The 20,541-nt window shown below is 65.4% G+C and carries 19 protein-coding genes and 2 tRNA genes; 13 read left to right on the plus strand and 8 right to left on the minus strand.

Annotation, left to right across the window (positions count from 1 at the left end; genetic code table 11):
* Positions 1-29 precede the first annotated feature (29 nt).
* The 6 genes from BKG76_RS10780 to pknB are packed head-to-tail and all read left to right on the plus strand — an operon-like array spanning position 30 to position 8,100.
* Positions 30-494, plus strand: a complete 465-nt coding sequence (locus BKG76_RS10780; protein WP_043078240.1) for an FHA domain-containing protein FhaB/FipA — start codon at positions 30-32, stop codon at positions 492-494.
* A complete protein-coding gene (locus BKG76_RS10785; RefSeq protein WP_070937642.1) occupies positions 491-2,002 on the plus strand; it encodes a PP2C family protein-serine/threonine phosphatase in 1,512 nt (503 codons plus the stop codon). The genes BKG76_RS10780 and BKG76_RS10785 overlap by 4 nt, the downstream gene beginning before the upstream one ends.
* Complete coding sequence (locus tag BKG76_RS10790; protein ID WP_070937643.1) at positions 1,999-3,444, plus strand: FtsW/RodA/SpoVE family cell cycle protein; 1,446 nt, start codon at positions 1,999-2,001, stop codon at positions 3,442-3,444. Before BKG76_RS10785 ends, BKG76_RS10790 begins: the two co-directional genes overlap by 4 nt.
* Positions 3,441-4,955 carry a D,D-transpeptidase PbpA gene (pbpA, locus tag BKG76_RS10795; RefSeq protein WP_070937644.1) on the plus strand — a complete coding sequence of 505 codons (1,515 nt, stop codon included), beginning with the start codon at positions 3,441-3,443 and terminating at the stop codon, positions 4,953-4,955. Before BKG76_RS10790 ends, pbpA begins: the two co-directional genes overlap by 4 nt.
* The gene (locus BKG76_RS10800; protein ID WP_070937645.1) at positions 4,952-6,214 is read left to right on the plus strand and encodes a serine/threonine-protein kinase; all 1,263 of its coding nucleotides are present in this window, start codon (positions 4,952-4,954) and stop codon (positions 6,212-6,214) included. The genes pbpA and BKG76_RS10800 overlap by 4 nt, the downstream gene beginning before the upstream one ends.
* Positions 6,214-8,100, plus strand: a complete 1,887-nt coding sequence (pknB, locus tag BKG76_RS10805) for a Stk1 family PASTA domain-containing Ser/Thr kinase (RefSeq protein ID WP_070937646.1) — start codon at positions 6,214-6,216, stop codon at positions 8,098-8,100. The genes BKG76_RS10800 and pknB overlap by 1 nt, the downstream gene beginning before the upstream one ends.
* An 8-nt stretch (positions 8,101-8,108) precedes the next feature.
* On the opposite strand, the gene BKG76_RS10810 is transcribed toward pknB, so the two are convergent.
* On the minus strand, positions 8,109-8,783 hold the full coding sequence (locus tag BKG76_RS10810; RefSeq protein ID WP_070937647.1) for an aminodeoxychorismate/anthranilate synthase component II: 675 nt from the start codon (positions 8,781-8,783) through the stop codon (positions 8,109-8,111).
* A 56-nt stretch (positions 8,784-8,839) separates the two neighbouring features.
* A complete protein-coding gene (locus BKG76_RS10815; RefSeq protein ID WP_070939121.1) occupies positions 8,840-9,556 on the minus strand; it encodes a DUF881 domain-containing protein in 717 nt (238 codons plus the stop codon).
* Positions 9,557-9,734: 178 nt separating this feature from the next.
* Between BKG76_RS10815 and crgA the strand changes: the two genes are divergently transcribed.
* The 4 genes from crgA to BKG76_RS10840 all read left to right on the plus strand — a co-directional run bounded on the left by crgA (position 9,735) and on the right by BKG76_RS10840 (position 12,584).
* Positions 9,735-9,998, plus strand: coding sequence for a cell division protein CrgA (gene crgA, locus BKG76_RS10820; protein ID WP_070937648.1), 264 nt, complete (start codon positions 9,735-9,737; stop codon positions 9,996-9,998).
* A gap of 121 nt (positions 9,999-10,119) precedes the next feature.
* The gene (locus tag BKG76_RS10825) at positions 10,120-10,545 is read left to right on the plus strand and encodes a PH domain-containing protein (protein ID WP_070937649.1); all 426 of its coding nucleotides are present in this window, start codon (positions 10,120-10,122) and stop codon (positions 10,543-10,545) included.
* Between the two features lie 59 nt (positions 10,546-10,604).
* A complete protein-coding gene (locus BKG76_RS10830) occupies positions 10,605-11,504 on the plus strand; it encodes a class I SAM-dependent methyltransferase (RefSeq protein ID WP_070937650.1) in 900 nt (299 codons plus the stop codon).
* A gap of 198 nt (positions 11,505-11,702) precedes the next feature.
* Positions 11,703-12,584: an SAM-dependent methyltransferase gene (locus tag BKG76_RS10840; protein WP_070939122.1), complete on the plus strand. Its 882-nt coding sequence runs from the start codon at positions 11,703-11,705 to the stop codon at positions 12,582-12,584.
* Between the two features lies 1 nt (position 12,585).
* Here BKG76_RS10840 and BKG76_RS10845 read toward each other — a convergent pair whose 3' ends face one another.
* Both BKG76_RS10845 and BKG76_RS10850 read right to left on the minus strand, forming a co-directional pair.
* The gene (locus tag BKG76_RS10845; RefSeq protein ID WP_109420688.1) at positions 12,586-13,458 is read right to left on the minus strand and encodes a rhomboid family intramembrane serine protease; all 873 of its coding nucleotides are present in this window, start codon (positions 13,456-13,458) and stop codon (positions 12,586-12,588) included.
* Positions 13,459-13,464: 6 nt separating this feature from the next.
* Positions 13,465-14,049: a peptidylprolyl isomerase gene (locus BKG76_RS10850; RefSeq protein WP_236737557.1), complete on the minus strand. Its 585-nt coding sequence runs from the start codon at positions 14,047-14,049 to the stop codon at positions 13,465-13,467.
* Positions 14,050-14,153: 104 nt separating this feature from the next.
* Between BKG76_RS10850 and cwsA the strand changes: the two genes are divergently transcribed.
* Positions 14,154-14,558 carry a cell wall synthesis protein CwsA gene (cwsA, locus tag BKG76_RS10855; RefSeq protein WP_070937653.1) on the plus strand — a complete coding sequence of 135 codons (405 nt, stop codon included), beginning with the start codon at positions 14,154-14,156 and terminating at the stop codon, positions 14,556-14,558.
* 446 nt (positions 14,559-15,004) lie between these two features.
* Positions 15,005-15,532 carry a hypothetical protein gene (locus BKG76_RS10860; protein WP_070937654.1) on the plus strand — a complete coding sequence of 176 codons (528 nt, stop codon included), beginning with the start codon at positions 15,005-15,007 and terminating at the stop codon, positions 15,530-15,532.
* A gap of 103 nt (positions 15,533-15,635) precedes the next feature.
* Here BKG76_RS10860 and BKG76_RS10865 read toward each other — a convergent pair.
* The 4 genes from BKG76_RS10865 to gyrA all read right to left on the minus strand — a co-directional run bounded on the left by BKG76_RS10865 (position 15,636) and on the right by gyrA (position 19,419).
* A tRNA-Ala gene (locus BKG76_RS10865) sits at positions 15,636-15,708 on the minus strand.
* Positions 15,709-15,834: 126 nt separating this feature from the next.
* Positions 15,835-15,911 (minus strand) — tRNA-Ile (locus tag BKG76_RS10870).
* Between the two features lie 48 nt (positions 15,912-15,959).
* Positions 15,960-16,895 carry a DUF3566 domain-containing protein gene (locus BKG76_RS10875; protein WP_070937655.1) on the minus strand — a complete coding sequence of 312 codons (936 nt, stop codon included), beginning with the start codon at positions 16,893-16,895 and terminating at the stop codon, positions 15,960-15,962.
* Positions 16,896-16,905: 10 nt separating this feature from the next.
* Entirely contained in the window at positions 16,906-19,419 is a 2,514-nt protein-coding gene (gyrA, locus tag BKG76_RS10880) for a DNA gyrase subunit A (protein WP_070939124.1), read from the minus strand.
* Positions 19,420-19,618: 199 nt separating this feature from the next.
* Here gyrA and BKG76_RS10885 point away from each other — a divergent pair, with 199 nt between their 5' ends.
* Positions 19,619-20,539 carry an SAM-dependent methyltransferase gene (locus tag BKG76_RS10885; RefSeq protein ID WP_070937656.1) on the plus strand — a complete coding sequence of 307 codons (921 nt, stop codon included), beginning with the start codon at positions 19,619-19,621 and terminating at the stop codon, positions 20,537-20,539.
* Positions 20,540-20,541: the final 2 nt, after the last annotated feature.

Below are 20,541 nucleotides of genomic sequence, written 5' to 3' on the forward strand. Positions count from 1 at the left end.
GATGGACCAGCGAGAGGAACGACAACCGGATGCAGGGACTGGTGCTCCAGCTCACCCGCGGTGGGTTCCTGTTGCTGCTGTGGGTGTTCATCTGGTCGGTGTTGCGTATCTTGCGTACCGATATCTACGCGCCGACCGGTCAGTTGATGGCCAATCGCGGTCTGAACCTGCGCTCCATCCGTCCCGCGAAGACCAGCAGGCGACAGATGCAATACCTGCTCGTGACCGAGGGCGCCCTGGCCGGGACACGAATCACGCTCGGCACCCAGCCCATTTTGATCGGGCGTGCGGACGACTCCACACTGGTCCTCACCGACGATTACTCGTCGACGCGGCACGCGCGGCTATCGCCACGCGGGTCGGATTGGTACGTCGAGGATCTAGGATCGACCAACGGCACATATCTGGATAGGGAGAAGGTGACGACGGCGCTGCGGGTTCCCCAGGGGACGCCGGTACGTATCGGTAAGACAGTGATCGAGCTGCGCTCGTGACACTGGTACTTCGCTACGCCGCGCGTAGCGACCGCGGACTTGTGCGGTCGAACAACGAGGACTCGGTCTATGCCGGCGCCCGCCTCTTGGCATTGGCCGACGGAATGGGCGGCCATGCCGCCGGTGAGGTCGCCTCTCAGCTGGTCATCGCGGCCCTAGCGCCGCTCGACGACGACGAGCCCGGCGGAGACCTGCTGGACGCCCTTGCCGAGGCGGTGTACTCCGGCAACGGGGCAATCGCCGATCACGTGCGCGCCGAACCCGAGCTGGATGGCATGGGCACCACCCTGACCGCCTTCCTGTTCGCAGGAAAGCGGCTCGGCATGGTGCATATCGGTGATTCGCGCGCGTATCTGATGCGCGACGGCGAGCTCGCCCAGATTTCCAAGGACGACACCTTCGTGCAGACCCTCGTCGACGAGGGGCGCATCACGCCGGAGCAGGCACACAACCATCCGCAGCGCTCGCTCATCATGCGCGCTCTCACCGGCGCACCGGTCGAGCCCACGCTGATCATGCGGGAGGCGCACGCGGGGGATAGGTACCTGCTCTGTTCGGACGGCCTTTCCGATCCGGTCAGTCACGAGACCATCGCCGAGGCGTTGGAGATCCCCGACGTCTCCGCCGCGGCCGACCGGCTCATCGAACTCGCGTTGCGCAGTGGGGGACCCGACAACGTCACCGTGGTCGTCGCCGACGTCGTGGAACTGGATTACGGACAGACCCGGCCCATCGTGGCGGGCGCGGTGTCCACCGACGCCGACACCGATACCCCCCCGCCGAACACTGCCGCCGGGCGCGCCGCGGCCATTCAGCGCGCGCTGAAGGAACCCGAGCCCGTAGAAGACGAATCCGATAGCGAGACAGCCGAATCCGATGCCGCCAAACCCAAAAAGCGTCGGCTGCGGTGGCTCATCGCGGCGGTCCTCGTGGTACTCATCGCCGTGGCCGGACTGGCGATCGCTCGCCGGGTGGTGCTCAACAACTATTACGTGAGCGCCTACGAGGGCAACGTCTCCATCATGCAGGGTGTGCAGGGCTCGCTTCTGGGCTACCGGTTGCAGCGGCCCGACCTCGTCGGTTGCCTCGATAGCCGTAGTGATCTGTCGCTGGTGAGCTACGGGGAACCCGCATCCAGCCTGTCGTGCAAGTACTTCAAGGTGTCCGACCTACGGCCGTCCGAGCGTCAGCAGGTTGAGACCGGTCTGCCCGGCGGCACCCTCGATGAGGCGATCAGCCAGCTGCGGCAGCTCACCAAGAACGCCTTGCCCCCGTGCCCGCCGCCCGCACCCAAGACTCCGCCGCCGGCTCCGACCACAGCCGGCCGCACCCCGTCGACCACATCGGGCGCCGCCACCACCACGCCGACCACGTCGGCCAAGCCGTCGCCGACACTTTCCACGACGCCGGGCGCCAGCACCACACCGACCACACCATCCACTGCTGCGCCGGCCCCGTTGCCGGCGCCACCACAAGAGCCGGGCGTTACCTGCCGGACCGTGTCATGACGACGGCGCCCCAAACCGCTGTCGTGACCCGTGGGGCGGGCACCGCGCCACCCACTCAATCCACACGACGTAGCGCGGAGTTGGGGCTCCTCGGCTTTGCGGCCGCCATCACCACCGTCGCCCTGATCCTCGTCGAGGCCAATCTCGAACGCGGACTGTCCTGGGACCTGGTGGCTTACGGCCTGGCCTACCTCGCGCTTTTCGCCTTGGCGCACATGGCAGTTCGCCGCTGGGCACCGTATGCGGATCCACTGTTGCTGCCTTGCGTCGCTCTACTCAACGGGCTGGGTCTGGTGATGATCCACCGGCTCGATCTCGTGCATTCCTACAACGACGGCGATGCCGATCGAGTCGGTGACAACAACGCCGCGCAGCAGATGTTGTGGACAATGGTGGGCCTCATCGCGCTCGCGGCCGTGCTCGCCACCCTCAAGGACCACCGGGTACTGGCCCGGTACGGCTATACCTTCGGCATCGTCGGTTGCGTGCTGCTGGCCATCCCCGCGCTGCTGCCCACGTCGATGTCCGAGCAGTACGGCGCCAAGATCTGGATCGAGTTGCCGTTCTTGTCGATTCAGCCCGCAGAGGCCGCCAAAATCCTGCTACTGATCTTCTTCGCGGCTTTCCTGATGACCAAACGGACGCTGTTTCGCACCGCCGGGCGCAACTACATGGGCATCGAGCTGCCCCGCCCCCGTGATCTCGGCCCATTGCTTGCCATCTGGGCAATCTCCGTGGGCGTCATGGTCTTTGAGAAGGACCTCGGCGCCTCGCTGCTTTTCTACGCCTCGTTTCTCATCGTGCTCTACGTGGCCACCGCCCGAATCAGTTGGGTGCTCATCGGTTTGGCGCTCTTCACGGTCGGCAGCGTGATCGCCTACTTCTTGTTCGGGCATGTGCGGGTACGCGTGCAGAACTGGTGGGATCCGTTCACCGATCCCGACGGTGCGGGCTACCAGATGGTCCAATCACTGTTCAGCTTCGCCACCGGCGGCATCTTCGGCACCGGTCTGGGCAATGGCCAGCCGGGTACTGTGCCCGCCGCCTCAACGGATTTCATCATCGCCGCGGTGGGTGAGGAACTCGGTCTGGTAGGCCTGGCCGGGGTGCTGATGCTCTACACCATCGTGATCATCCGCGGCTTCCGCACGGCACTCGCGGTGCGCGACAGCTTCGGCAAGCTGCTCGCGGTGGGCTTGTCGGCCGCGTTGGCCATGCAGCTGTTCATCGTCGTCGGGGGTGTCACCAAGCTCATCCCGCAGACCGGACTGACCACTCCGTGGATGTCCTATGGCGGGTCTTCGCTCGTCGCGAATTACGTGCTGCTCGCCATCCTGCTGCGCATTTCACACATCGCGCGCCGGCCGCTGAGCCCCCACGCCTCCTCATCGCCCGCTGCCCCCCTCGCGGACGCCAGCACGGAACTGATCGATCGCGTATGAACACGTCGATCCGCCGAGTCTCGCTGGCCGTCATGGGTCTGGTCGTACTGCTGTTGGCGAATGCCACGCTGACACAAGTGTTTACGGCACCCGGACTGCGCGCCGATCCTCGCAATCAGCGCATCCTGCTCGATGAGTACTCGCGCCAGCGGGGGCAGATCTCGGCCAGTGGACAACTGCTGGCCTCCTCGGTGGCCACCGACAGCCGATTCCGCTTCCTGCGGCAGTACGCGGACCCCGAGGTGTACGCACCGGTCACCGGCTTCTACTCACTCAACTACTCGAGCACCGGCCTGGAGCGCGCCGAGGACACCATGCTCAACGGGTCCGATCCCCGGCTGTTCGGACGACGACTCGCGGACTTCTTCACGGGCCGCGACCCTCGCGGCGGCAGCGTGGTGACCACCATCCGGCCCGATGTGCAGCAGGCCGCCTACGACGCCATGCACCGTGGCTGCAAGAACGGCTGCCGCGGGTCGGTGGTGGCGCTGGAGCCCTCCACCGGAAAGATCCTCGCGATGGTCTCGACGCCCTCCTATGATCCCAATCTGCTCGCCAGCCAGGACGCCGAGAAGGAGAACGGGGCCTGGCGGCAGCTGACGGAAGACCCGGCGCAACCGATGCTGAATCGCGCCATCGCACAGACCTACCCGCCGGGTTCGACCTTCAAGGTGATCACCACCGCCGCGGCGCTGGCCGACGGCAAGACGGTCGACACCGAGGTGACCGCGTCGCCGACGATCTTCCTGCCGGGGAGCAACGCAACCTTGGAGAACTACAACCGGGCCTCCTGCGGAGGGGGCGATACCACCTCGTTGAAGGAGGCGTTCGCACGCTCCTGCAACACCGCCTTCGCCAAGTTGGGCTCCGAACAACTCAAGCGCGACAAGCTGGTCAAGGCCGCGCAGGCCTTCGGTCTCGACCGCGAACTCGACTCCATCCCGCTCCAAGTGGCTACCTCCACCGTCGGACCCATGTCCGACGATGCCGCCGTCGCCATGTCGAGCATCGGGCAAAAGGATGTCGCCATGACACCGCTGCAGAACGCGATGGTTGCCGCAGCCGTCGCCAACAAGGGCGTGCTGATGCAGCCGCACTTAGTCGATAGCCTTAAGGGCCCAGACCTTTCGAATCTGTCCACCACCACCCCGGATGACATCGGCCAAGCCGTGACACCCGCTATCGCGAACACACTCACCGAACTCATGATTGCCTCAGAACAGCGCACCGCACAGACCGGTGCCCTCCCCGGCGTACAGATCGCTTCCAAGACCGGCACCGCCGAGCACGGCACCGATCCACGCAATACTCCGCCGCACGCGTGGTACATCGCCTTCGCACCGGCGCAGAGCACGACAGCCGATCCTCAGGCCACAGCGGTCACGCCCAAGGTGGCCATCGCGGTTCTCGTCGAAGACGGCGGAGACCGCGCACTTGCGGCCACCGGCGGCTCCGTCGCCGCACCCATCGGGCGACAGGTCATCGCCGCAGCACTACAGGGAGCCTCATGACGGTACGTGTGGGAGAAACGCTTTCGGGTCGCTACCGCTTGCAGCGGCTCATCGCCACCGGCGGTATGGGCCAGGTGTGGGAAGGCACCGACAGCCGACTGGGCCGCAAGGTGGCCGTGAAGGTGCTCAAGGCCGAGTTCTCCTCGGACCCGGAGTTCATCGAGCGGTTCCGCGCCGAGGCACGCACGGTCGCCATGCTCAACCACCCCGGTATTGCCAGCGTGTATGACTACGGCGAGACCGATATGGACAGTGAGGGCCGCACAGCGTATCTGGTGATGGAACTGGTGCACGGCGAGCCACTGAACTCGGTGCTCAAGCGCACCGGGCGCCTGTCGCTGCGTCACTCACTGGACATGCTGGAGCAGACCGGCCGCGCGCTTCAGGTCGCGCACGCGGCGGGCCTGGTGCACCGCGACGTCAAACCGGGCAACATCCTGATCACACCCACCGGCCAGGTGAAGCTCACCGACTTCGGCATCGCCAAGGCCGTGGACGCGGCACCGGTCACACAGACCGGCATGGTGATGGGCACCGCCCAGTACATCGCCCCCGAACAGGCGCTGGGCCATGACGCGACCCCGGCCAGTGACGTCTATGCCTTGGGAGTCGTTGGCTACGAAGCAGTTTCGGGAAAGCGCCCGTTCTCTGGCGACGGCGCGCTGACGGTTGCGATGAAGCACATCAAGGAAACCCCGTCGCCGCTGCCGGCCGATCTGCCACCGAATGTGCGCGAGCTCATCGAGATCACGCTCGTGAAGAACCCCCAGAACCGGTACACCAGTGGCGGGCCGTTCGCTGATGCGGTGGCCGCCGTGCGCGCCGGACGGCGTCCACCACGGCCCAATCAGGCACCCACCATCAGCAGGGCCACCCCGGCTGCCATCCCGCCCGCCACGACGGTCCGGCCCGCCGTGGGGGCACCGAGCCGCGTCGCCCCGCCCACCTCCCGTAGCCGCCCACCGACGGGTACGCACCGGCCGCCTCCACCCCGGCGTGGCACCTTCTCACCGGGGCAGAAGGCCCTGATGTGGGCTGCCGCCGTGCTGGGCATCTTCGCGATCATCATCGCGGCGCTCATCCTGTTGCAGGCGAGCGAGAAGAAGAATCAGTCGCCGAGCACCCCGGCAACGGTTTCCGGTAGTGAGGCACCCTCAAGTCCAGGTTCAGCTTCGCCAGGAGCGCTCGCGCCAGCTAATATCGTGGCTCTGCTTCCGGACGCCGGACCGGACCCGATCCCTGGGACGAAATCACCCTAATGACCACTCCGCAGCACCTCTCGGACCGCTATGAACTGGGGGAGATCCTCGGCTATGGCGGCATGTCCGAGGTACACCTGGCACGCGACCTGCGGTTGAACCGCGACGTCGCGATCAAGGTGCTGCGTGCTGACCTGGCCCGGGACCCCAGCTTCTATCTGCGTTTCCGCAGGGAGGCGCAGAACGCCGCCGCGCTCAACCATCCCGCGATCGTTGCGGTGTATGACACCGGTGAGGCAGAGACACCCACGGGACCACTGCCGTACATCGTGATGGAGTACGTCGACGGCATCACCCTGCGTGACATCGTCAAGGAGGACGGCCCCATGCCGATCCGCCGGGCGATCGAGGTCATCGCCGATTCCTGCCAGGCGCTCAACTTCAGCCATCAGCACGGCATCATCCACCGCGACGTCAAGCCCGCCAACATCATGATCAGCAAGACCGGCGCGGTAAAGGTGATGGACTTCGGAATCGCGCGCGCCGTCTCTGACGCCGGCATCAGCGTCACGCAGACCGCCGCGGTAATCGGTACCGCACAATATCTTTCGCCGGAGCAGGCCCGCGGCGAGACCGTCGACGCACGCTCCGATGTCTACTCGCTGGGCTGCGTCCTGTACGAATTGCTCACCGGTGAACCGCCTTTCGTAGGCGACTCGCCCGTTGCGGTGGCCTACCAGCATGTGCGGGAAGACCCGGTCGCGCCGTCCAAGCACAACCCGGAGATCCCGCCTGGGCTGGATTCCGTTGTTCTCAAAGCTCTTTCGAAGAACCCCGATAACCGCTACCAGAACGCCGCCGAGATGCGCACCGACCTGATGCGGGTGTATCAGGGCGAGCAACCGGAAGCACCGAAGGTTCTCACCGACGCCGAGCGCAGCACGATGCTCAGCACACCTCCCAACACCCGGGCCTTCCCCGCCTCGGGACCGCAAACCGGTCCGCTGCCAAACCAGTACGAGGAGCCGCGCCGGAATCCACTGAGCCGCTGGCTTGTTGGTCTGGCCGCCCTGGTGGTGCTCACCGTGGTCGTCACCTTCGCGATCATCTGGGGCAGTGGGCCCTCGCGCGATGTGCAGGTTCCCGATGTCAGCGGCAGGTCTCAGTCCGACGCCGTGGCCGCGCTGCAGAACCTCGGATTCAAGACCAAGATCCAGAAGAACACCAGCTCAAAGATCGCCCCCGACAAGGTCATCGACACCGATCCGGTCAAGGGCTCGACCGTTTCCGCGGGCTCGGAGGTAACCCTCAACGTATCCATCGGACCGGAGAGCCAGCAGGTACCCGACTGCCACGGCCTCAGCTTCGGCGATGCGGTCAAGAAGCTGCAGGCCGCCGGTTTCAAGGGCATCTTCACCCAGAGCGAGACCAAGTCGCTGCCCGAGGACAAGGGCAAGGTCATGGCCACCAACCCGCCGGCCGGGCAGTATTCGGCCGTCACCAACAACATCACCATCGTCGTCGGCAAGGGTCCAGGGGAGAAGCCCGCACCCGATCTAGTCGGCCAGAACATCGATGTTGCGACCAAGAACCTGCCCACTTACGGATTCACCGCACCCCCCACCGTGATCCCAGTGCCCAGCCCGGAACCCAAGGGACAGATCCTGAGTACGAACCCGCCCGCGAACACTCCGTTCGCGGAGGACGGGGTCATCGAGATCCGGGTGTCAGCCGGCGGGCAGTTCCGCATGCCGAACATCATGGGCAAGTTCTGGACCGACGCCGAGCCGATGCTGTACCAAGCCGGCTGGCAAGGCGGAGGACTGAGCACCGAGGACGTGCCGTCCGACGGCAACAACCGGGCCCGGGTGGTATTCCAGGATCCGCCCGCGGGCGCCGGAGTCGGATACAACGGCCCGATCAAGCTGCGCTTCGGCGCCGGCTAGACCGGCCTCTAGCCGCCGAGAGCGGCGACGCGTCCGGTGACCCCGTTCAGGGCCGCGGCGACCTCTGTCTCGAGGCGGCGCACCAACGATTCGTCAAGGGGCGCACCGCAATAGGTGAGCCAGTTGGCGAGCATCCGATGCCCACCCTCGGTGAGGATCGACTCCGGGTGGAACTGCACCCCATGGATCGGATGCTCGGTGTGCATGACACCCATGATCACCCCGCTGGCGGTACGGGCGATCACCCGAAGCCCTTCGGGCACCGTGTCGGGAAGGATCGTCAACGAGTGATACCTGGTGGCCGTGAACGGGTTTGGTAGCCCGCGCAGCACACCGGCATCCTCGTGTTCGACCGTACTGGTCTTGCCGTGCAACAGCTCCGGTGCGCGGTCGACGGTGCCGCCGAACGCCACCCCGATCGCCTGATGCCCCAGGCAGACCCCGAGCAGGGGAGTGCCCGTCTTCGCACAGGAATGCACCATCGCGATGGACGCGCCCGCGCTCTCGGGCGTACCGGGGCCGGGACTGATCAGTACGCCGTCGAAATCGGCGGCCACCGCGTCGGTGTCTGCCAGCCGTGGGTCGTCGTTACGCCACACCGTCGCGTCCACGCCGAGCTGACCCAGGTACTGGACCAGGTTGAACACGAAGCTGTCGTAATTGTCGACGACCAGGATGCGCACAGGTCAAGGGTACGGACCCGCGCCAACGCTTTCCCAGCCGGTTTACCGGCGGGGGCTTAGCGGCCTTCCAACGGGACCGCGCGGCCGGGCCCTACCGCGTCGCGGTATCCGGCCACCTCGAGGTGGTGTCCCCGCGTCACGGTGTACCCCAAACCAAATCTCGCGACGTACTGCCGGTACAGGCTCACCAGCGGGGCCGCGTCAAGGGCTGCCTGCATGGCATCGGCATCACCGATCGCCGTGATCACGTAGGGCGGGCTGTAAGTGCGGCCGTGCAGCAGCAGGGTGTTACCCACACATCGGGGTACCGAGCTGGCGACCAGGCGCTGGTCATCCTGCATCTGAATGGCCTCGGCACCCGCGCTCCACAAGGCGTTGAGCACGCCCTCCACATCCTGCTGATGCACCACCAGGTCATCGGGCGACGCGTCCCTGGGGAACCGGCCGTACGCATCGCGCTTGGCATCGGTCAGCGTCACCACCAGACCGGGACCGGTGACCGGCTGCACGCCGGCGGCATCGGCCACCGCACCGGTCGCGGCCAGAGCCGCCGCGACCTGACTGTCTCCGCCCGCCGACTGGTCGCGCGCGGCGGCGACCTCGTTGGCCAGGCCGTCGCGGGTGGCACTGAGCTTGTCGACCGACTTTTGGGTCTCACGCACCAAATCCACCAGCCGGGGCGACGGGGAGTCACCCCGGCGGATCTCGTTTCCGCCCGAGACCGTATGTGTCGCGGCCAGTAGGAAGCCGGCGAGGGCACAGACCAAGGGCACGCCGATCCGCCAGAAGAGGCCGCCGCGCGCACCGGAACCTCGTGGCGCAAACTGCTCATCGGAGGTCACCGGAGCATTGTCGCAGCACTGCGCTGTAGCCTGCGTAAGAACCCATTACTACTCGGCCGCGACGATGACTCGCCGTGCCGCCATATCCGAGATGCTTCCGAGGTAGTCGATGCCCAAGTCCAAGGTCCGTAAGAAGTCCGCGTTCACCACCACCACGGTTAGCCGTACCCCGGTCAAGGTGAAGGCCGGCCCGTCGAGCGTCTGGTTCGTCGCGTTCTTCCTCACCCTCATGCTCATCGGCCTGGCCTGGTTGATGGTGTTCCAGCTCGCCGCGCAGCACATCACGTGGATGCTCGATCTCGGGCCGTGGAACTACGCCATCGCGTTTGCCTTCATGATCACCGGGCTGCTACTGACCATGCGGTGGCGGTGACAAAACACCTGACGGATCCCGTGTTGCCGTTGCCAGTCCGGTTAGCACCCGTTTCCGTCGAGTCCACCCGCGAGACACCCAATCACAACGATGTGATTTATCCCCACTGTGGATAACGCCTGTGGATAACTCGACCGCATCTCCCGTCGAATGGGGCCCCAAACCCGCCGGGATTCTCGCCGTCGCACTCGTCGGTGTCGCGTTGGGGATCGCCGCCGCGTTGTTCGTCGCCGATGCCCCGGGTCGACTACTGGCCTCGGTGGCCGCGCTCGGCCTGCTGATATTCGCCGCGGTGTCCTGGCGCTGCCGACCCAAGTTGCGCATCGCGGATGAGGGTCTGGAGATGCAGGGCCTATCCCGCAGCACACTGCTGCCGCGCACCTCGGTGGATTCGGTGAAAGTGACCGAGTTCCGCCGTCTGGGCCGGCGTACCCGGTTGTTGGAGATCGAATCCGGCGATCGTCTGATCGTGCTGAACCGCTGGGATTTGGGCACCGACCCCCGCGACGTGCACGAAGCGCTGCGCGCCGCGCGCTACCCGACATAGTCGCCACAATCCGCGTATCGTTGCCTTAGGTAATTAGTCCTAGGTAAAGAGGCGGACACATGACACGGACCGACGGCGATCAGTGGGACATTGTCAGCAGCGTGGGTTTCACGGCCTTGATGGTCTCGTCGTTCCGCGCGCTCGAGACCACCCGGTCCGAACCGCTCATCCGTGACGAGTACGCCCGCGCCTTCGTCGAGGCCTCGGGCGAGCCCCATCTCACCGAGGCACTGGCGGCACGTAAACCCGAGTCCGAGTGGGACGCCGCCACCGTCTACCTGGTTAACCACCTCGCCGTTCGTACCAAATACTTCGATGAATTCTTCGCGGCTGCAACAGATTCCGGCATACGCCAGGTCGTGATCCTGGCCGCCGGCCTAGACGCGCGGGTCTACCGGCTGCCCTGGCCGGACGGCACCGTCGTCTACGAGCTGGATCAACCGAAGGTTCTTGAGTTCAAGGACCACGTGCTGCAAGAAGAGAACGCGGTACCGCTTGCCGAGCGGCGCGAGGTCGCCGTCGATCTTCGCGACGATTGGATCGCGGCCCTGCAGACGGCCGGTTTCGATGCGGCCAAGCCCACCGCCTGGCTCGCCGAGGGCCTGCTCGCGTACCTACCCGGAGCGGCCCAGGACGCCCTGTTCGAGACCATCACCGCGCATTCGGCCCCCGGCAGTTACCTGTCCACCGAATGGCGTCCCCGGGTAGCGACCGCCGGCCAGTGGCAAGACGCCGTCAACAAGCTGCGGCCGGACTTCGCCAAGGACATCAGCATCGGTGATCTCATCTACGACGACGAGCGCAAGGACCCCATCGAGTGGCTCGGTGAGCACGGTTGGCGCGTCGACACCGCCAACCGGCTAGAGCAGGCCGCCGCCTATGGGCGACCGGCTCCCAGCGAACACAGCGACGTCACCGCGCTGTGGTCCGACGCGTACTTCATCACCGCGACACGCTGACCATCGCGCTCAGGGCGGCGTTCACCAGCACGTCCCCGTACCCGCCCGCCCGCGAGGTGTGTTCCAGAGCTGACATCACGCGGTAGCTTTCTGCGTCCTGCCACCCTGTTGCCGTGTCGTGGCTAACCTGGCATTCATCGAGCGCATGCGCGAGCCAGGAAAGCGGGTGATCCATTGGACGGCAAGAAGAAGAGCACGGTGTCCACACCGTCACACAAGCTTCAATTCGACCTCTTCTATGCCGCCCTGCGCGCCCTCGAGAGCAAGCGCGGGCACCCCCTGATAGACGATCCTCTCTCGGCACTACTCGTCGAAGCCGCGAACGAGCCGCTGAGCAGCGCCCTTCTTGCCGCCGGTTTCCCCGATACCGCCACCGACGATGGCGCACGGATCTTCATGCTGCTCAGCGCGGCCGGACTGATGGCTCGATACGGAGATGACTTCCTGCTCAACGAAATTGCGCGAGGTACCCGACAGGTCGTGCTCTTCGCCACCGGGCTCGATACCCGGGTCTACCGTCTCGATTGGCCGGACGGAACGACCGTCTACGAGGTGGACTATCCCCACACTCTGGAATTCGGCAGCAGCGTTCTCAAGGAGCACGGCGCCTTCCCCCGAGTGACGCGTCGGCAGGTCGCCGCGGCATCGATGACGCACCCGTGGGGCGAGGACATGTGCTCGGCCGGGTTCGATCCGGATCGGCCTACGGCGTGGCTCATCTCGCCGGCCATCATGGCCGGCCTCGCCGGCTCCGATCAAGATGTGCTCTTCGAGCGGATCATCGAGATGTCGGCCCCCGGCAGTGTCGTCAACTGCGATGCCGACCATTTCGTACCGTCGGTGGACCGATGGGATGCGGCGGTCGAGCCCCTGGCGCCCGATCAGGTCAAGGCTGCCAACATCTGGATGCTGGCCTATCCCGACGCGCGGATGCGCCCCGGAGAATGGCTTGCCGGGCACGGCTGGTCCACGTCCACCATCACCGTCGCCGAGATCGCCGCCCGCTACGGGCGAATGTTCGACTGGGATCTGCTTGCCCAGCACGCCAATCTGCAGTTCCTGACCGCCAGACTGCCCTAATTCAGCCGGTGTAGGTGAGCACTCGCGCCAGGATGAGGGCGATAGATAGCGCGGTCACCACGGCCGCAAGCACCCATGGCGTCGACGGCTTCTGCACGAGGTCGGGCATTCCGACCCCACGGCACACCTCGCGGTAGTACAGCAGCGCTCCTGCGCTCAGTACACCGAACAGCAGTCCGCCCATGTGCCCAGCGAGCGAGATACCCGGCAGCGAGATGCTCAGCCCGATGTTGAGCACCAGCACGATGATGATGGTCTGCGGGTTCAGCCGCTCGCGTAGATACAGCACCAGCGCCGCACCCAGCAGACCGTAGATGGCACCTGATGCTCCGGCCACCAATGAACCCGGACTCAACCACATCGCAATGGCGCTACTGCCGAGCAATGCGGTGCCGTAGATCGTGGCGTATCGCTGCCGGCCGAAGGCATGCTCCAGACCGGGCCCGATCAAGGCCAGCGACAGCATGTTGACCCCGATATGCATCAGTCCGAAATGCAGGAAGCCGGCAGTGACGGTGCGCCACAGCTCACCCTGTGCCACCCACGGCAGATACAGCACCAGATCCCGGAACAGCGGGCTGCTGGTGGCGCTCATCGTCTCGTCGGTGGTCGAGGTTCCGACCACCGCTGCGTATACGAGCACGTTGACGGCGATCAGGGCCCAGGTGACCCAGGCCCGCGCCTGCCGCAAGGGTTTGACCTGACGCACCGACTTGGCGCCCTGCTGGACGCATTCGACGCACTGCTGACCGACCGGCGCCGACCGCATGCACTGCGGGCACACGGGGCGCCCACACCGCACGCAGCGCACCGCGGTGGCCCGGTCCGGGTGCCACGCGCACCCGTAGACCGGGACCTGTCCGGGATGAGCCACTGAGACCTAGCTGATGGTGATGGAGTTGATCACGACGTCCTCGGTGGGACGGTCGCCGCGATCCACGGCGGTGGAGGCGATGGCGTCGACAACCTTCTGCGAGGCGGGGTTCACAACCTCACCGAAGATGGTGTGGCGACGGTTCAGGTGCGGGGTCTTGCCCACGGTGATGAAGAACTGCGAGCCGTTGGTACCCGGTCCGGCGTTGGCCATGGCCAACAGGTACGGCTTGTCGAACTGCAGCTCGGGGTGGAACTCGTCGGCGAACTGGTACCCGGGGCCACCACGGCCGGTGCCGGTGGGGTCGCCGCCCTGGATCATGAACCCGTTGATCACGCGGTGGAAGACGGCGCCGTCGTAGAACGGGCCGGCGGCCTCGCCCTTGGCGTTCTTCGTGGAGTAGTCCTTGCTGCCGTCGGCGAGGCCGACGAAGTTGGCGACGGTCTTCGGGGCATGATTGCCGAAGAGCGCGATGACGACGTCGCCGTGGTTGGTGTGCAGTGTGGCGGTCTGTGTCTGGATTGGTGAAGTCACGACGACCACCTTATCCGCGCCGAAAAGACATTCATGCGGATGTTTCGCAACAGCCATGCGGCGCACAAGTCTTTTCCCCCGAGGCATGGCTGTCGATGCGCAAAGATGGCAATCTGAAGTACCAGTCTGGAACCACCGCCCAATGAAGGGATCCCCTGACGATGAGCCTGCTGACAAAGTCCGATGAACCTGTCGTCAAGCTGACTTCCGGACAACGTCTTGCCCGGGGACTCAAGGAGGCGGCCCTTGCCCCGATCGACGTGTCACGCGGCACCGCCGGGCTCGGCTTCGGGCTGGCGAAATCGGCGACGAGCACCGCAGGCAAGCTGCTGCGGCGCGGCAAGGTGGTGTCATCGGAGGTACAGGACGCCGTCGCCGATGTGGTGGACACCTTGCCTGAGGTGGTCAGCAGTGCCCGCAAGCGCAAGCTGCCGCGCGCACTGACGGGTCTGGCGATTGTGGGCCTGCTGGGTGCCGGGGCTGTCGCGTTCAGTGTGCTGCGCCGCTCGGGCCAGCCCGAGCCGTCACCGCTGGCGCCGAGTGTGGATCGGCAGCCTCAGCCGTAGCGGGGGGCTGCCCAACCAAACCTGGAGTGCGTCACAGACACGTGCGCAACTCGTCTCGTTTCGCCCGCGTGAGTGGGTACGTTGCGAACACGCCAACGACCGCCCGGCCGGACGGATGCCTTGAGACGAGGAGCCCGCGTCGTGTTGGAGAATCTGCGCCGCCCGCCTCAGCTCACGCACACCGAAACCGCCGGCATGGTTCGCGACGAGTACTCGCTCGCTCGCCGCACTTGTGGTGCCTCGGCGAATCGTTATCTCCATGTGGTGCAGGCATGTAGCCGACGTTCAGGTCCGTGTTCGGTTGTTGGGTCATGGTTCCGTCGTGGTCGCGTTATCTACAGGTTCAGGTTGACGGCGGTCAGCCCTTCAGCGATCGCGCGTTGATGAGCGCTTGGCCTTTCCAGCGGACCAGGTCTGGTGGTGGCGCGTGCTGTTAACGTGGTGAAATGGCGCCGTCTCGGGCTTTGGGATGTATCGGAGCGCTGGCGGCCGCCGGCCTGTCGTTCGCGCCGTCAGCCGGCGCTGAACCGCAATTACCGGATCTGGACCGTTATACCGCGGTGAAGACGTCCGACTATACGGTCGCCATCCCGACCAGCGGCTATAACGGTGCCGTGAGCAGCGTGCAGTTCAGCACCCCTGCCGGCCAGAACTGCAGTGTGGTGATCAATGTTCGGGGTGAGTGGGACACCGCGACGTGTACCGGGCCGATTCCGGGGAGTAGCCACACCAGCGTGGCCGCGAGCTATATGGAAGCCGGCAAGTTCGGCGACACCTCGTCCAGTCCCGGACCGGCGAAACTGTTGCCGGCTGGTAGCAAGGTCGTTTTTACCCGTGGGATATGGACGGGCACGTGCGCGGTAGACCAGGCGATGACCGCCTGTGTTGTCGACACCGTCCCCGGGCCTGACGAGTCAACCTCAAGGACTCCGCACGGGTTCGTGCTCGGCCCGAACGACAGCTCGACGTTTTAAAAGATTGGTTGGCGCAGCCACGGGGAATCGGGCCCGATCTGAGCCCTGGAAAGGACCCGCTCCACCGCGGGCCCGAAGTGTGGATCCACAACGGAAACTTGAGTGGAGCCTAGGAGAATCGAACTCCTGACATCTACCTTGCAAAGGTAGCGCTCTACCAACTGAGCTAAGGCCCCTCACCTGCTGCTGTGTGCCACACTTCCATGTTGTTGCGGGCCACGGTGAGTGCTGCCGCGTAGGCCACGCCCAACAGTGCGAGTACCAGCAGCAGCACTCTCACGTGGTGGACCTCCCAACAAGTGTGGTGGGGCTAGGAGGACTCGAACCTCCGACCTCTTCGTTATCAGCGAAGCGCTCTAACCACCTGAGCTATAGCCCCTGAGCCGAAGCCAGAGATTACCGCACGGATGCGGTGCATCCCAAACCGTTAGTCGCGATCAGCCAGTGTGATCTCGATACCGCCGACAAGATCGGTGGTCAGGTTGTAGATGAATGCGCTGATGGTGGCAGCCGCCGTCATCAGCACGATGTTCACCAATCCGATGAGCAGGGCGGTACCGAAGATGGTTCCGCTGGACACCAGCTCGCCGCCGCCGCTGTTGGTGATGAGCTCGCCGACGTTCTCGTTGAGCTTCGACCACACGCCCATCGCGCCGAGCACCAGGTACAGCATGGCGACGGCGATCATCCAGACGAAGAAGAACACCACCGACAGCACCAGCGACACCTTGAGGGTCGCCCACGGGTCGATGCGCCGGATCTGCATGGCCGCGCGCAGCGGCCCGCGCCGCGACGGGCCCACGGTGACGGCCGAACCGCCTTGTGGCGCATCAGTTCTGCGCGGCGGACGGGGGACCGGTCCGGACAGATCCGGCAGGTCGTTGTTCTTGGGGGCGCGCACCGGTTCCTGTGCGCTGGACTCTCCCCACGGGGTGCCCGAGCGCGGCGGCTCGGGCCGTTCGACACGCTCGGGTCGTTCGGGGCGTTCCGGCACTTCGTCGTAAGGCTCCGGTTCGGCTTCCGGCTCGGGGTCGGGCCGCGTCGCCGGAGTGTTGAATCCAGCCGGTGCCGCCGTCCCGGAGATGAATCTGCTGAGCCGCGCATCCAGTCCCGCGGACGGGCGGCTGGCGGGTCGTGGCGCCGATGTCGGGGCCGTGGGCGGGGCCGAGGCGTCGTCCACGATCGGGATGATCTCCGTCGGTGCGCCGCCGGGGCGCGGCTCCCGGCTGGGAATCCGCTGCGGGCCGGTAGCGGCGGCGTGTGAGCCACGCCGCCGCTCCGCCCGCTGCCAGGGAGGCAAGTCCGCCTGGTCCACGGGGCGTTCGTTTGAGCCAGACTCCCCCGGATCGTTCGGTGAACTCACCTACAGCTCCTTACTCGCTCGCGCCGACTGTGTCGTCGTCGGGCTCAGCATCACCCTCATCGGCATTATGCGCGATCGCCAACAGGGTGTCGCCCTCGCCGAGGTTCATCAACCGCACGCCCTTGGTCTGGCGGCCGGCCTTACGGACCTGTTTTGCGATGGTGCGGATGACGCCGCCGCCGGACGTGATGGCGTACAGCTCGGATTCCTCGTCCACGACGAGCGCGCCCACCAGAGAGCCGCGGCGCGGGTCGTACTGAACCGTCAGCACACCCTTACCGCCACGTCCCTGCACCGGGTACTCCTCGATCGCGGTGCGCTTGGAGTAGCCGCCCGAGGTCGCCACCAGCAGGTACGTGCCCTCGCTGACCACGTTGAGCGACAGCAGGTCGTCCTCGCCGTTGAAGCGCATGCCCTGCACACCCGAGGTGGCACGGCCCATGGGCCGCAGCGCGTCGTCGGTGGCGCTGAACCGGATGGACTGGCCATGTGCCGACACCAGCAGCAGATCGTCCTCGGAGGAGCACAGCACCGCGCCGACCAGTTCGTCGCCGTCGCGCAGGTTGACGGCCACCAGGCCACCGCTGCGGTTGGAGTCGAACTCGGTGAGCTTGGACTTCTTGACCAGACCGTTCTTGGTCGCGAGCACGAGGTATGGCGCGTCCTCGTAGCTCTTGATCTGGATAACCTGCGCGATGCGTTCCTCCGGCTGGAAGGCCAGCAGGTTGGCGACGTGCTGACCGCGCGCGGTGCGGGCCGCCTCCGGCAGGTCGTACGCCTTCGCGCGGTAGACGCGGCCCTTGGTGGTGAAGAACAGGATCCAGTCATGCGTCGAGCACACGAAGAAGTGCTTGACGATGTCGTCCTGCTTCAGGCCGGCACCCTGTACGCCCTTGCCGCCGCGCTTCTGGCTGCGGTACAGATCGGTCTTGGTGCGCTTGGCGTACCCGGTCTCGGTGATCGTGACGACGACGTCCTCGCGCGCGATGAGGTCCTCGTCAGCGACATCGCCGTCCGCCGCGATGATCCGGGTGCGGCGGTCGTCGCCATAGCGCTCGACGAGTTCGCTCAGTTCGTCGCGCACGATGGCGCGCTGACGCTCCGGCTTGGCCAGGATGTCCTCGAGGTCGGCGATCTCGGCTTCGATCTTGGCGAGGTCCTCGACAATCCGCTGCCGCTCCAGGGCCGCCAGGCGGCGCAGCTGCATATCGAGAATGGCCTGTGCCTGGATCTCATCGACGTCGAGCAACTCGATAAGGCCCTGGCGGGCAATGTCGACGGTCTGCGACGCGCGGATCAACGCGATCACTTCATCAAGGGCGTCAAGGGCTTTGACCAAACCGCGCAAGATGTGCGCACGCTCGTTCGCCTTGCGCAACCGGTAGCGGGTACGCCGGATGACGACGTCCAACTGATGATTGACATAGTGCCGGATCAGCTGATCCAGACGCAGCGTGCGCGGCACGCCATCGACGATCGACAGCATGTTGGCGCCGAAGCTGGTCTGCAGCTGGGAGTGCTTGTAGAGGTTGTTCAGCACCACCTTGGCGACGGCATCGCGCTTGAGCACCACCACGATTCGCAGGCCGACACGGTCGGAGCTCTGGTCTTCGATGGCCGAGATGCCGGCGATCTTTCCGTCGCGCACCTGCTCGGCGATCGAGGTGATGAAGTTGTCGTGGTTGACCTGGTACGGCAACTCGGTGATCACCAAAGACGTTCTGCCCTTGGAATCTTCCTCGATCTCGGCCACACCGCGCATGCGGATCGAACCACGACCCGTGGTGTACGCGTCGTGAATCCCTTGTGTCCCAACGATCAATCCGGATGTCGGAAAGTCGGGACCGCTGATCTTTTCGCAGACCGCCTTGAGGGTGGTCTCCTCGTCGGCCTCGTGATTGTCCAGCGCCCAGTAGACCGCCTCGGCCAACTCACGCAGGTTATGCGGTGGCATATTCGTGGCCATACCGACGGCGATACCGCCCGAGCCGTTGGCCAGCAGGTTCGGGAACCGGCTGGGCAGCACGGTCGGCTCCATGACACGGCCGTCGTAGTTGGGGCTGAAATCGACTGTCTCCTCGTCGATTTCACGCAGCATCTCCATGGCCAGTGGGGTGAGCCGGGCCTCGGTGTAACGCATGGCGGCGGCGGGGTCGTTACCCGGCGAACCGAAGTTGCCCTGTCCGTCCACCAACGGATAGCGCAACGACCAGGGCTGGGCCATGCGGACCAAAGTGTCGTAGATAGAGGAGTCGCCGTGTGGGTGGTAGTTACCCATGGTCTCGGCGACCGAACGCGCCGACTTGGCGTGGCTGCGATCGGGGCGGAAGCCGGAGTCGTACATCGCGTATAGGACGCGGCGGTGCACCGGCTTGAGGCCGTCGCGAACTTCGGGGAGGGCGCGGCCCACGATCACGCTCATGGCGTAATCGATGTAGCTGCGCTGCATCTCCTGCTGGATGTCTACCGGTTCGATTCGGTCGACGGCGTCATCACCGCCGGGGGGCAGCGTTGTGTCGGTCATGTGCTCCTCGTTCATGCTCCGCCCGACGAAAGCCGGGCAACCCCACCAGCCTAGTCACTTCGTCTGCGGGTTTCTCGTATGCAGCCCCGTGCGTCGTTCTGAGCGGCTTTAGATGCCGATATTCTAAGTATCCGGTACTGTTTGTTACGCATGCGCGAGCCGCAACGGGGCGGCCAAAACCGAAACGGAGCTGCCGACCATGACCACTCTGACTGCCGATTTCACCGATGAATCAACCGGCGAGCGCCTGCGGCGCTGGGCCGACGAGTGGCGGCGCATGGCGGCCGTCGCGGTATCCAACTCCGACGGCCCCAAGACCGGGATGGTGTACGACATCGTCGGGCCACAGAACCTGTTCGGTGAGGAATCGCTTTTCATCAACTTCGGGTACTGGCGCGATCACCCGACGACCCTGGACGAGGCCAGTCGCGACCTGGCGCGTTTGGTGGCCTCGAGTGCCGGATTCACCGCCTCGGATGTGGTGGTGGACTGCGGTTGCGGGTACGGCGATCAGGACATTCTGTGGGCCAACGAGTTCAAGGTAAAGAAAATCACCGGAGTGAACATCGCCGAAGAGCAGATCGCGATATCGACCGAACGCGTCGCCGCGGCGGGCTTGTCCGACACCGTCTCCTACGTCAAGGCCTCCGCGACCGATCTGCCGTTTGAAAACGAGTCGTGCACCAAGGTGGTGGCGCTGGAATCGGCGTTCCACTTCCCGTCACGCATCGACTTCTTCCGTGAGGCGCTCCGGGTGCTCAAACCCGGCGGACGCTTGGTGACGGCGGACATTGTTCCGCGCCGTACCGCGCTCACCGCAATCCCGCGCAATCAGGTGGCACGGCGCGGTTGGCAGGGTGCCCCGGCGAGCGCGGTGCCGTGGGCCGTCGATGTGCAGGGCTACCGTGATCTGCTGCTCGACACGGGGTTCGCGCGGTCCGAGACCTGGTCGATTGCCAACGATGTCTATCCGCCGTTGTCCAAGTTCCTGGCCAAGCGCCTGCGTCAGCCGGATATGAAGCACGTCAATCCGTTGTTGCGAGCCCAGTTCAACTCGGTGGGTATGCGGCTGTTCTCTCTGCATTCGGACTACATCGTGGCGGTGGCACACAAGGCGTAAAG

The sequence above is a fragment of the Mycobacteroides franklinii genome (assembly GCF_001853795.1).
In the GTDB taxonomy this organism is placed as follows: Bacteria; Actinomycetota; Actinomycetes; order Mycobacteriales; family Mycobacteriaceae; genus Mycobacterium; species Mycobacterium franklinii.